The sequence below is a fragment of the Thalassolituus hydrocarboniclasticus genome (assembly GCF_025345565.1).
Lineage (GTDB): Bacteria > Pseudomonadota > Gammaproteobacteria > Pseudomonadales > Oceanobacteraceae > Venatoribacter > Venatoribacter hydrocarboniclasticus.
This window is the reverse complement of record NZ_CP054475.1, coordinates 4016217-4028236: the sequence shown is the minus strand read 5'-3', so window position 1 is coordinate 4028236 and position 12020 is coordinate 4016217. Positions and strand designations below refer to the sequence as shown.

Here is a 12020-nt window from a genome sequence, read left to right as displayed (position 1 = left end):
TTGAAGGACGATGCACATGCAGCAACTGAATCCATCTGAGATCAGTGAAGTCATCAAAAAACGCATCGAAAATCTCGATGTGACTTCACAAGCCCAGAACGAGGGCACCGTCGTATCTGTATCCGACGGTATCGTTCGTATCCATGGTCTTGCCGACGCTATGTACGGTGAGATGATTGAATTTGAAGGCGGCGTATACGGCCTGGCAATGAACCTGGAGCGTGACTCCGTTGGTGCTGTTGTTCTGGGTGAATACAAAGGTCTGGCTGAAGGCCAGACTGCCAAATGTACTGGCCGTATTCTGGAAGTACCAGTTGGTGAAGCCCTGCTGGGTCGCGTAGTCGACACTCTGGGTAACCCGATCGACGGTAAAGGTCCGATCGAAACCAACCTGACTGCTCCGATTGAACGTGTTGCGCCAGGCGTAATTGCACGTCAGTCCGTTGATCAGCCGGTTGAGACTGGTTACAAAGCAGTTGACTCCATGGTGCCGGTAGGCCGTGGCCAGCGTGAGCTGATCATTGGTGACCGTCAGACTGGTAAAACTGCGATGGCTATCGACGCCATCATCAACCAGAAAGGCTCTGGTATTAAGTGTATCTACGTTGCTATCGGTCAGAAGCAATCTTCTATCGCTAACGTAGTACGCAAACTGGAAGAACACGGCGCGATGGAACACACCATCATCGTCGCAGCAGGCGCGTCAGACCCGGCAGCAATGCTGTTCCTGGCTCCTTACGCCGGTTGTGCGATGGGTGAATACTTCCTGGATCGTGGTGAAGACGCTCTGATCGTTTATGACGATCTGACCAAGCAGGCATGGGCATATCGTCAGATCTCCCTGCTGCTGAAGCGCCCACCAGGCCGTGAAGCTTACCCAGGTGACGTATTCTACCTGCACTCCCGTCTGCTGGAGCGCGCATGTCGCGTGAACCCAACGTACGTTGAGCGCATGACTAACGGTGAAGTGACAGGCAAAACCGGTTCTTTGACCGCTCTGCCAATCATTGAGACCCAGGGCGGTGACGTATCTGCGTTCGTACCGACCAACGTGATCTCTATTACCGATGGTCAGATCTTCCTGGAAACTAACCTGTTCAACTCCGGTATCCGTCCGGCGATGAACGCGGGTATCTCTGTATCCCGTGTAGGTGGTGCTGCTCAGACCAAGATCATCAAGAAACTGGGCGGTGGTATCCGTCTGGCTCTGGCTCAGTACCGTGAACTGGCGGCTTTCGCCCAGTTTGCATCGGATCTGGACGAAGCGACTCGCGAACAGCTCGAACACGGCCGTGCCGTTACCGAACTGATGAAGCAGAAGCAGTACGCGCCAATGTCCACCGCTGAGATGGGTCTGGTGATCTACGCTGCGACTGAAGGCTTCCTGAAAGACGTTGACGTGAACAAGATTCAGTCATTCGAAGCCGCTCTGCTGAGCTACGCCAACAGCGAATACGCTGAACTGATGGCGAAGATCAACGTGAAGGGCGACTACAACGACGAAATCGCCGCCGGTCTGAAAGAGTGTATTGAGAAATTCAAGAGCACTCAGACCTGGTAAGTCCGGTGCTGGCGGCCCGGTAACGGTAACCGCCAGCTGGATTCACTCAACGTAGGGCAGCTAAATGGCAGTCGGAAAAGAGATTAAAGAGCAGATTACGAGTGTAAAAAGCACGCAGAAAATTACTTCAGCAATGGAAAAAGTTGCTGTAAGTAAAATGCGTCGCGCTCAGATGCGCATGATGGCAAGCCGTCCATACGCGGATAACATCCGTCGTGTGGTAGGTCACCTTGCCAGTGCTGCGACTGAGTCACGTCACCGTTATCTGCTTGATCGCGAAATTAAGCGAGTTGGCTATATCGTGGTGTCTTCCGACCGTGGACTGTGTGGCGGCTTGAACAACAACCTGTTCAAGCGTGTTGCTCAACAGTCAAAAGAGTGGAAAGACAAAGGTGTGGAAGTTGACTTCTGCGCTATCGGCTCTAAAGCCGGTCTGTTCTTTTCCAGCTTTGGTGGCAATGTTGTGGCGTCTAAAACCCATCTGGGTGACGCGCCTGAACTGGCCAGCCTGATCGGAGCTGTAAAAGTGATGCTTGATGCATACGATGAGGGTCAGATTGACCGTTTGTACATCGTGCATAATCGCTTTGTAAACACGATGACCCAACTGCCGGTCGCAGAACAATTACTCCCGTTAAAGGCAGTCGAAGACGATTTAACAAAGAAAAACTGGGATTACCTGTATGAGCCGGATGCAGAGACCATTCTTGATGGTCTGTTGCTGCGCTACATCGAATCACAGGTATACCAGGGTGTGATTGAAAACAACGCCTGTGAGCAGGCTGCGCGTATGCTGGCGATGAAAAACGCCACCGATAACGCCGGCGGCATGATCAAAGAGCTGAACTTGCTGTACAACAAAGCTCGTCAGGCAGCGATCACCCAGGAAATTTCAGAAATCGTTAGCGGTGCCGCGGCCGTTTAAGGCCCGGGAACACAGGTTTTAAGTTAAGAGGAACCGAATATGAGCGGACGTATCGTACAGATCATCGGTGCCGTTATCGACGTGGAATTCCCGCGCGATGTGGTGCCTAAGGTCTACGACGCCCTGACCGTAGATGGTACTGAAACAACTCTCGAAGTTCAGCAGCAGCTGGGCGACGGCGTAGTTCGTACTATTGCGATGGGCTCGACAGAAGGTCTGAAACGTGGCCTTTCTGTAACAAACTCTGGCGCACCAATCTCCGTACCTGTTGGTATCGAGACTCTGGGTCGCATCATGGACGTGCTCGGCCGTCCAATCGACGAATGTGGTCCTATCGGTGAGAAAGAAGTTGCTTCTATTCACCGTGCAGCACCAACCTTCGACGAGCAGTCTGCCAGCAGCGATCTGCTGGAAACCGGTATCAAGGTAATCGACCTGGTTTGTCCATTCGCTAAGGGTGGTAAAGTTGGTCTGTTCGGTGGTGCCGGTGTTGGTAAGACCGTTAACATGATGGAACTGATCAACAACATCGCCAAGGCACACTCCGGTCTGTCTGTATTCGCTGGTGTTGGTGAGCGTACCCGTGAAGGTAACGACTTCTACTACGAAATGGCTGAATCCGGCGTTGTAAACCTGGACGACAAAGTCAAATCCAAAGTAGCAATGGTTTACGGTCAGATGAACGAGCCACCGGGTAACCGTCTGCGTGTAGCTCTGACTGGTCTGACCATGGCTGAAAAATTCCGTGACGAAGGTAAAGACGTACTGTTGTTCGTAGACAACATCTACCGTTACACCCTCGCGGGAACCGAGGTATCTGCACTGCTGGGTCGTATGCCTTCAGCGGTAGGTTACCAGCCAACTCTGGCAGAAGAGATGGGCGTTCTGCAGGAACGTATTACTTCTACCAAGACTGGTTCCATTACTTCGGTACAGGCCGTATACGTACCTGCGGATGACTTGACTGACCCAAGCCCGGCGACCACCTTCGCCCACCTGGACTCAACCGTAGTACTGTCACGTGATATCGCTTCTAAAGGTATCTACCCTGCGATCGACCCACTGGATTCCACCTCTCGTCAGCTGGATCCACTGGTAATCGGTAACGAACACTACGACGTAGCTCGTGGCGTTCAGGGTGTTCTGCAGCGCTATAAAGAGCTGAAAGACATCATCGCGATTCTGGGTATGGACGAACTGTCCGACGAAGATAAGCAGCTGGTAGCCCGTGCACGTAAGATCGAGCGTTTCCTGTCTCAGCCATTCCACGTGGCCGAGATCTTTACTGGTGCGCCTGGTAAGTACGTGTCTCTGAAAGAAACCATCCGTGGTTTCCAGGGTATCCTCAATGGTGAATTCGATGACCTGCCAGAACAAGCGTTCTACATGGTTGGTACCATCGACGAAGCTATCGAGAAAGCCAAGAAAATGTAACTTGGGCGGGTCAGGGAGCGAGTAGTGTAGTCCGCTCCCCGGCCTCCTCAGTCTGAGGGAAAGATTATGGCGATTACCGTCCATTGCGATATCGTCAGCGCCGAAGAGAATCTGTTCTCCGGTCTGGTTGAGCGTGTGGTAGCCCGTGGTGTGATAGGTGAGTTAGGTATCGAACCTGGCCACGCTGCGCTGCTGACTCCGCTTGTGCCAGGCACTGTCCGTATTATCAGACAGGGTGGTGAAGAAGAGGTTGTTTACGTCTCTGGCGGTTATCTGGAAGTTCAGCCGAATTCAGTGACTGTACTGGCTGATACGGCGGTGCGCGCAGGCGACATCGACGAAGCTGCAGCTATTGAAGCCAAGAAACATGCGGAGCAGGCTATCGCGAATCAGGGTGCAGACTTTGATTATTCCCGTGCGCTTACTCAGTTGGCAGAAGCTGCGGCTCAGCTGCGTACCATCCAGCAGATCCGCGCAAAACTCGGTAAGCACTAAGCTTCCTTGTTTGGCTGCGAAAGAAGCCCGCTCTGTGCAAACAGAGTGGGTTTTTTTATGCCTGCTGAAATACGCAGCGTGCTGCGACTAAACCTGAGCCAGCAGATCCGCGCAAACCCCGGTAAGCACTAAGCTTCCTTGTTTGGCTGCGAAAGAAGCCCGCTCTGTGCAAACAGAGTGGGTTTTTTTATGCCTGCTGAAATACGCAGCGTGCTGCGACTAAACCTGAGCCAGCAGATCCGCGCAAAACCCGGTAAGCACTAAGCTTCCTTGTTTGGCTGCGAAAGAAGCCCGCTCTGTGCAAACAGAGTGGGTTTTTTATGCCTGCTGAAATACGCAGCGTGCTGCGACTAAACCTGAGCCAGCAGATCTGCGCACAACCCGGTAAGCACGAAGCTTCCTTGTTTGGCTGCTAAAGAAACCCGCTCTGTAGAAATGCAGCGTGGTTTTTTTATGCCTGCTGAAATACGCAGCGTGCTGCGACTAAACCTGAGCCAGCAGATCCGCGCAAAACTGGGCAAGCACTAAGCTTCCTTGTTTGGCTGTAAAAGAAACCCACTCTGTAGAAATGCAGCGTGGTTTTTTTTATGCCTGCTGGAATGCAGCCCGATGTGAATCGACTCTAGATTAGTTATGAAAAATGTTGATAAGGATAATCGAGGCTGGATAATGCACGACCGTGCAGAATGGTTCTGTACGTATTTCTTTGATGCTAAGGACAAGCATTTATATGACCAACACAATAAAAACCATTGCAGGCGTTCTTGCGCTTACGTCTTTTTCTTTATTTGCGCAGGCAGATATTGCTGAGTCTCGTCCCCGTTTTTATCTGGGCCTGACCGGAGGTTTAGGCGGCGGTGATACCGAGTTCGAGGGTAATATTACTATTACCGAAGATATGGACACGACATTATCAGCATTGGTATTAGGCGTTGAGCTCCGTACTGGTAACCGGTTTGAAGTGAGCTTTACATCCATTACTGCCGATTTTGAGAATGCTTCCGCTGATGATGAGTTTTCAGGTATCGATTTTGACTGGAAATTCCCTTTTGGCGAAGAAACGGTTAAGCCATTCCTTGGTTTAGGTCTCGGTTTGTATACTTGGGAAGATACCGCTGACTTGTTTGCTGACGATGAAGACCTGTCAGGTATTGCCCTGAATCTGATGGGGGGCGTTCTGGTTCAGCCGCATGAGCATTTGGAGTTTGAAGCGGGTTATCAGTACAAAGGCATTGGTTGGCAGACGATCCGGCCGGTAGGCTCAAATACGGATGTTGACACCTCAACCTCTATGGGCAATTTGTATATATCCGCGAAATACAAGTTCTGATGCCTGAAGCAGCGGAGCAGTTTTGCTCCGCTCAGCGCTCTTACTCCTTTCCCCCTTTCACCGCAAACAGGTCTTCGTGCTGCGCCGGTTGTTAACGCGCAAACCGCTGAATATTTGCCGCAACGCGGAAATTAAAAGCAACGCTGATACGCGGTTTATCGCTGAAGTGCGGTGCCACCATATGCATCAGATAAGACGGGAAGACATACATCGTACCTACCTTCGGCGTGTAGGCAACGGTGGTCGCTGGCCGGTACGGGGCTCCCACAGGTACCGGATCAAGGAACAGGATATCACCGTCGTGAATACCGCTTTCTGACACTGGTGCAATGTCTGCTACATCAATATAAAGCACGCCACTCCATTCACACGGCAAATGCACATGTGGAGCATTCCAGGCTCCGGCATCGTTGATATTGGCCCACATCGAACTCAGTAACAGCTCAGTATTATCGGGCATATGGTCTGCATGGCGGATCAGCTTACCGGCCACCTGAAAAATAACTTCACTCAGCCATTTGATTGGTTCAGCCGGGTGATTGAACAGGTCATCCTGTGAGTGCCAGCCGCGCTGATTCGATCGCTGAATACCGGTTTGCTGCGCTCTTATTTCCAGCAGCAGCTGAGCAATGTCCGCTGCACGCTCACACACTTCATCCAGCTGCACCTCGACAATAGGCACACCAAAATGGAGACGGTTTTCGGCTTTCATACAATCTGTCCGCAGTAAAAGCGGTCACTATTGCACAGAGAGCGGCCGGGCTGAACCCGTTGTGACGGTGAAATAGACCAAATTGACTGCTGTTATCGTTGTACGGGCAGGTATTTATTGACCAGAGCCCGGGCCTTCGGTTGAATGTCCGGATGAGAATAAATCTCAATAATATTAGAATTATTAATAGCCAGGAACGCCCATGGAATTTGTCTCTAAACATTCGGCTGTTTTAAAACCGCTCGCTGCAGTTATTGCGCTGGCCAATGCGCAAATGGCTTCGGCTGTTATGCTCGAGTGTCCATTACAGATCACAGTCGATGCTGTAGAAGCAGAAGATACGGCTGCTACCACAACGCTGGCGGAGGCATTGTCGACGGTGTCCGGCTGTTATATTCCTGACACTATGACGGTTACTGTTGCTGATTCACTGGCAGGCAGAACTGACAGTGTCAGCGGTGTCCCTTATTATTTCGACGGGGGCAAAAAGGTGGTACTGAATGGCCCTGCCGCAGGAGACTTCACGGTCACCGTAGCGGCCGCAAATCTGCCGTTACTGGAGATCAATGAATCGGCGGATGTCAGCATTAACGATATTAACTTTACCGGTAACGACGCTGAAACCCGCAGCGCTCCGCTGTTCAATATATACGGGGCGGATGTCACCTTTAACCGGGTTGATATCGATGATGTAGTCAGCAGTAGCAATCACGGTGCTATCGAGGTCAATGCACCGGCAATGGTATCCATCACTGACAGTAATATCCGCAACAATCAGAGTGTCTGGGCTGCCATAGGTGTCAACGGTAATGGGACGCCGGGCGCTACGGTCATTAATATCAGTGACAGTACCTTTTCAGGAAACAGCGCCAGCAGCAATCGTGGTGGGGCGCTGTACACCTTTGATGCTGACCTGACGGTCGAAGACAGCGTCTTCGGCAGTAATGCATCGACGGCAGACAATACCAGTTCGGGTGGTGGCGCCATTTATAACGCTGGAGAATACAGCCACGGTAATACCGTGATTCGCAATTCCACGTTCCGCAATAACCAGGCAAAGAACTATGGCGGAGCCATTTATCAGTCCAGTCTGGCGACCTTCAGCATAGAAGATTCCGTATTCGAAAATAATTCGGCATCGGCAGCGTCCAGTGAGTTCGGAATCGGCGCTACAGCAGAAGCGCATGGTGGTGCTTTAGCTCTGGACCGTTCAACGCAAATCAGCATTTCCGGTACGCGTTTCGTGGGTAATGATGCGCAATCGGCGGGCGGTGTTGTATATATTGGTCGCAGTGGGCGGAATGGTAGTGTGACTATCGAAAACTCGACCTTTGATAGCAATACAACCACCGTCAATGCCAACGTGTCTTCTCTGGCCAATGGTGGTGCAATCTACGCTGACGCGACGGATACCGACCCGTTCTCGATTCAGATCCGCAGCAGTACCTTCAGCAATAACCAGTCCGCAGGTGTTGCTGGCGTTATCTATGCTCTCGGAGCCGGTGTCGGTCTGGATATTGAATCATCCACCTTCGATGGTAACTCGGCGGCGACGTTCAGTGGTGGTTTGTTCCTGGCTGGTCTGGATGGTGCTTCCGTACGTCATACCACCGCAACCGGTAACAGCACGCCCGATACCTCTAATGTGGCGTCGGGCTTTATCTATGCGTCAGCTCCCAGCGGACCGATTGAAATCAGCCATTCAGTATTCCACGGTAATACCACAGGCAACCCGGCTGCGGGCAATATCTGTGTCAGCTCTGAATTCAGCTTTGATGCCCAGCTGAGTTACAGCTATTGGAATGGCGCCAATGCAGCAGGCTGTCGTCCACCCGTAACCGATCAGACGGTTATCACTTCTTCTGCTGACCCTCAGCTGGCAGCACTGGCTGACAACGGCGGTGATACCCTTACCCGTTACCCTGCCTATGGATCGCCGCTGATTGATGCCGGTGATGCGAATATCGCTGTTGCTCCGGCAACGGATCAGCGTGGCAGCACCCGTGTTACCCGTGGCGCGATTGATATTGGTGCTGTGGAATACGGCAACCTGCCACCGGAAGCAGATCCCGTCGAAGCGCTCAGCGCAACCCTTGGCGATAGTGTGGATGAAGATGCCAGCGACTGGTTCAGCGATCCGGAAGCCGACAGTCTGAGTTACCAGCTCAGCGGTGCTCCGGCGGGTGTCAGCATTGATGCCGAAAGCGGTGTGCTGTCTGGCACCCTGAATGAGGCAGGGACTTTCGCCGTCAGCGTTACCGCGACCGACGAGTACGGATTAAGCACCACTGCGACCTTTACCCTGACGGTTAAGTCCGCCAGTAAGAAAAGCTCAGGCGGTGCACTGTCACCCTGGTTGTTACTGGGTCTGCTCGGTTTGCGAGGCCTGCGCCGTCGTCGCTGAAAACTTCACGGCTCTGACAAAAAAGCCCTGCAGTTGCGGGGCTTTTTTTATGTGGCGCTGTTTATTCGGCAGTGTTTATACCGTACCGCGCCGGTTTATTCCTCGAACAGGCCCTTCAGCGGACGCAGGTCTTCGTATTCAGCCTGCTGCTTCTGTGCTTTGGCCTGGAAGGTTTTCATCATATCAGTCGGGCGGAACATACCGGACTGCCAGGTCGCCATATAGCGCAGGCTGTCTTCGACACTGTGGTCGCGGCTGTAATTCAGCATCTCTTTACAGCCGGTAACCGCCAGAGGTGAGTTTTTCGCGATCTGTGCGGCAATGGTCATTACGCCATCCAGCATGGCTTGCTGGGATTCGTAGACTTCATTAACAAAACCCAGTGCCTTGGCCTCCTGCGCGCTGAAGTTGCGGCCGGTATAAGCCAGCTCGCGCACCACGCCCTGCGGCATCAGTTTCGGCAGGCGCTGCAGGGTGCCGACGTCAGCGGTCATACCCAGCTCAGTTTCTTTGATGGTGAAGTAGGCATCGGCGCTGCAATAGCGGGAATCGGCGGCGCAGACCATATCCAGCGCACCACCAATACAACCACCCTGAATGGCGGCCAGTACCGGTAAACGGATTTGCTCCAATGAGCTTAAGGTGTCCTGCAGTTGCATTACTACACGACGCAGATTTTCGGCCATCCGGCCCGGATCACCGTTCATCGGTACCGCTTTCGGGTTGGTGAAAACACCCAGATCCATGCCGGCAGAGAAATGCTTGCCGGTCGAAGAAATCACAATTACCCGGGCATCAGTCTGGGCCTCAATAGCGCGCATGCATTGCGGCAGCTCCAGCCAGAAGGCCTGATTCATGGAGTTCAGGGCGTCGGGGCGGCACAGTTGTACGTGAGCGATGTGGTTTTCGACACTGACGTTAAAGCTCTGGAATTCAGGCAGGGCACTCATGGCAGATCCTTATGGTTGTCTGATGGCAGTTGTTATTGATTATGTTGACGCCGTCAATATAGGGGGAGGCTGTGCAGCAGGTCAAATAAGCGGCTGCCCCGGGTGTGGACTCGCATGGTACTCTTATTGTCTATATGAATACTGCTGGGCCTGTGTATGCAGAAAATGAATCTTTCCCGCGTCGATCTGAATCTCTTTGTGGTCTTTGATGTGATTTATCGTGAGGGCAATCTGACCCGTGCCAGCGAACAGCTGAACCTGTCGCAACCGGCGGTCAGTCATGCTCTGGGACGTTTGCGGGAGCGCTTTGACGATCCGCTGTTTGAACGCTCCGGCAAAGGCATGAGCCCGACGCCTTTGGCGAAAGCCATTATCGGCCGCGTGCGGGCGGCGTTACAGGATCTGGAATCCACGTTAACCGAGGGGCTGGCCTTTGACCCGGCGCAGGCCAACCGGGTATTTACCCTGGCCTCGCGTGATGTGATGGAGGCGACGGCACTGCCACTGTTAATGGCCCGGCTGCAACAGCAGGCGCCGGGTATTCAGTTGCGCAGTGTGCGGCTGGCACGGCGTGATATGGAAAGCGCGCTGTCATCCGGCCAGATCGATTTTGCCGCCGATGTGTTGCTGCCCGTTGGCGATGATATTGAGCATCAGGCGATTGGTGAGGAGAAGCTGGTCGTGGCAATGCGCAATGGGCATCCGCTACAGGGCAATCTCTGGGATCTGGATAGCTACCTGAGTGCCCGTCATGTACTGGTTTCCAGCCGTGCCGAAGGCCCGGGAGTGGAAGACTTTGCCCTGACCCGGCAGGGGAAGGTGCGACAGGTCGCGCTGCGCTGCCAGAATTATTACGCCGCGATTCAGGTGATGCAGCAAACCGATTTGTTACTGACATTGCCCGGCAGCTTTGCCCGTAATATGGCCAGCCGGCAGCCCGATTTCACCGTGCTGCCATTACCACTGCCTCTGGCACCGTTAGAGATGCATCTGTACTGGCACCGTAAGGCCAGCCGCGATCCGGCGGTGATGTGGCTGAAGGAACAGATGGCCGGGCTGATGCCCGGCGTTGTATCGGGTTAGGGGAGCGTCAGGGTTGTGCTGTAGCTGCCGGTGGCGTCCTGAGAGTCGTTGGCCAGGACTTTGGCTTCTGACAATACGGCGTTGCCACTGAGCTGGCTATTACTGCTGTTAATGCTCATTGGCTGAGCCTGATTATTCTGCAGGATTACATGCGTCTCAGTGTATTCACTCGACATCGCTGTCTGTTCGGCTTGCCCCTGCTGACTGTAGGCCAGGGAGGCCCGGCCAGTGCTGCTGCGGGTGCGGATCATCAGTGTCAGCACGCTGTCTTGCGGGGCCTCTGCGCACAGCTGAGTGGCGGACAGATCCCGTTGCTGTGTCAGGCAATAGACATCCTGATTGGCTTCATCAACTTCAGTTGTATCGTAATTGATTGCGACAGAATGCTGTCCGAAAGCCGCGGTGTTGGCCGAGATTTTGATGGCTTCAACATACTGTGACGTAAACACGGTTTGCCCTGTGCCGGTGCTGTAGTCGCTCATAGGCACCCCTAGCAGGTGGCTGTTGCTGCTGAGACTGAAACGCTGCTGTTCGTAATTGCTGCCGGAATCAAACAGAGGCAGGATGAAATGACCACTGGTATCCGGCAGGCTGGTGAACGTCAGTGCTCCGGAAGCGCAGTTTGCTACTTCAAGCTGGCCGGCATTATCGCGGATGACAAAGACGGATTTTTGCCAGCGCAGGCGTTTCTTCTCGCTGTTACCTACGCTGGGGGTCAGGGTACGGCTTTGCTTCTGCACCATAACCCAGGTGCCGACCAGGTTTTCGTTCAGATCGGTACGTTCGTTATACAGACTCAGGTCGTAATCCACGGTGTTGTTGGTATTGCCCAGAGTGTTCAGTGGGGTTACCTCTGCAACAGGCTGGTAGTTGCAGTCGGGCTCGGGATCGGGATCGGGATCGGGATCGGGATCGGGATCGGGATCGGGATCGGGATCGGGATCGGGATCGGGATCGGGATCGGGATCGGGATCGCCCGGGTTATCGCCGTCACCGGTATCGCCGCCGTCGCCGGGGGGATTAGTATCAGGGGCGGATTTGTGACCTGAACTGCTGTCACCACCGCAGGCGGCAAGCAGAAACATCAGGCAGAGGGCGAGTATGTGGCGCAAAATATTATCCTTAT

At 53.4% G+C, this 12020-nt stretch carries 10 protein-coding genes; 7 read left to right on the top strand and 3 right to left on the bottom strand.

The annotated features are described in order from the left end of the window. The first annotated feature begins 16 nt into the window (after nucleotides 1-16). From atpA to HUF19_RS18100, 5 genes are all read left to right on the top strand, one after another. On the top strand, nucleotides 17-1561 hold the full coding sequence (gene atpA, locus HUF19_RS18120; RefSeq protein ID WP_260997890.1) for a F0F1 ATP synthase subunit alpha: 1545 nt from the start codon (nucleotides 17-19) through the stop codon (nucleotides 1559-1561). Between the two features lie 64 nt (nucleotides 1562-1625). After that, the gene (gene atpG, locus HUF19_RS18115; protein ID WP_260997889.1) at nucleotides 1626-2486 is read left to right on the top strand and encodes a F0F1 ATP synthase subunit gamma; all 861 of its coding nucleotides are present in this window, start codon (nucleotides 1626-1628) and stop codon (nucleotides 2484-2486) included. 39 nt (nucleotides 2487-2525) lie between these two features. Continuing rightward, nucleotides 2526-3920, top strand: a complete 1395-nt coding sequence (gene atpD, locus HUF19_RS18110; protein ID WP_260997888.1) for a F0F1 ATP synthase subunit beta — start codon at nucleotides 2526-2528, stop codon at nucleotides 3918-3920. Nucleotides 3921-3986: 66 nt separating this feature from the next. Next, entirely contained in the window at nucleotides 3987-4415 is a 429-nt protein-coding gene (locus tag HUF19_RS18105; protein ID WP_260997887.1) for a F0F1 ATP synthase subunit epsilon, read from the top strand. A gap of 730 nt (nucleotides 4416-5145) precedes the next feature. Beyond that, a complete protein-coding gene (locus HUF19_RS18100; protein ID WP_260997886.1) occupies nucleotides 5146-5745 on the top strand; it encodes a porin family protein in 600 nt (199 codons plus the stop codon). A gap of 91 nt (nucleotides 5746-5836) precedes the next feature. Here the strand turns inward: HUF19_RS18100 and HUF19_RS18095 are convergent, their stop codons facing one another. Continuing rightward, nucleotides 5837-6457, bottom strand: a complete 621-nt coding sequence (locus HUF19_RS18095) for a TIGR02466 family protein (RefSeq protein ID WP_260997885.1) — start codon at nucleotides 6455-6457, stop codon at nucleotides 5837-5839. Nucleotides 6458-6659: 202 nt separating this feature from the next. Between HUF19_RS18095 and HUF19_RS18090 the strand changes: the two genes are divergently transcribed. Continuing rightward, nucleotides 6660-8861: a choice-of-anchor Q domain-containing protein gene (locus HUF19_RS18090; protein WP_260997884.1), complete on the top strand. Its 2202-nt coding sequence runs from the start codon at nucleotides 6660-6662 to the stop codon at nucleotides 8859-8861. Nucleotides 8862-8956: 95 nt separating this feature from the next. On the opposite strand, the gene HUF19_RS18085 is transcribed toward HUF19_RS18090, so the two are convergent. Continuing rightward, nucleotides 8957-9811 carry a crotonase/enoyl-CoA hydratase family protein gene (locus HUF19_RS18085; protein WP_260997883.1) on the bottom strand — a complete coding sequence of 285 codons (855 nt, stop codon included), beginning with the start codon at nucleotides 9809-9811 and terminating at the stop codon, nucleotides 8957-8959. A 156-nt stretch (nucleotides 9812-9967) separates the two neighbouring features. Here HUF19_RS18085 and HUF19_RS18080 point away from each other — a divergent pair, with 156 nt between their 5' ends. Further along, nucleotides 9968-10894, top strand: a complete 927-nt coding sequence (locus HUF19_RS18080) for a LysR family transcriptional regulator (protein ID WP_260997882.1) — start codon at nucleotides 9968-9970, stop codon at nucleotides 10892-10894. Here HUF19_RS18080 and HUF19_RS18075 read toward each other — a convergent pair. Next, complete coding sequence (locus HUF19_RS18075) at nucleotides 10891-12006, bottom strand: hypothetical protein (RefSeq protein ID WP_260997881.1); 1116 nt, start codon at nucleotides 12004-12006, stop codon at nucleotides 10891-10893. The two genes, HUF19_RS18080 and HUF19_RS18075, sit on opposite strands and share 4 nt — an antisense overlap. Nucleotides 12007-12020 lie beyond the last annotated feature (14 nt).

Coding starts and splice junctions, on each gene's coding strand:
- atpA (WP_260997890.1), top strand. CDS start 17: ATGCAGCAACTGAATCCATCTGAGATCAGTGAAGTCATCAAAAAACGC.
- atpG (WP_260997889.1), top strand. CDS start 1,626: ATGGCAGTCGGAAAAGAGATTAAAGAGCAGATTACGAGTGTAAAAAGC.
- atpD (WP_260997888.1), top strand. CDS start 2,526: ATGAGCGGACGTATCGTACAGATCATCGGTGCCGTTATCGACGTGGAA.
- HUF19_RS18105 (WP_260997887.1), top strand. CDS start 3,987: ATGGCGATTACCGTCCATTGCGATATCGTCAGCGCCGAAGAGAATCTG.
- HUF19_RS18100 (WP_260997886.1), top strand. CDS start 5,146: ATGACCAACACAATAAAAACCATTGCAGGCGTTCTTGCGCTTACGTCT.
- HUF19_RS18095 (WP_260997885.1), bottom strand. CDS start 6,457: ATGAAAGCCGAAAACCGTCTCCATTTTGGTGTGCCTATTGTCGAGGTG.
- HUF19_RS18090 (WP_260997884.1), top strand. CDS start 6,660: ATGGAATTTGTCTCTAAACATTCGGCTGTTTTAAAACCGCTCGCTGCA.
- HUF19_RS18085 (WP_260997883.1), bottom strand. CDS start 9,811: ATGAGTGCCCTGCCTGAATTCCAGAGCTTTAACGTCAGTGTCGAAAAC.
- HUF19_RS18080 (WP_260997882.1), top strand. CDS start 9,968: ATGCAGAAAATGAATCTTTCCCGCGTCGATCTGAATCTCTTTGTGGTC.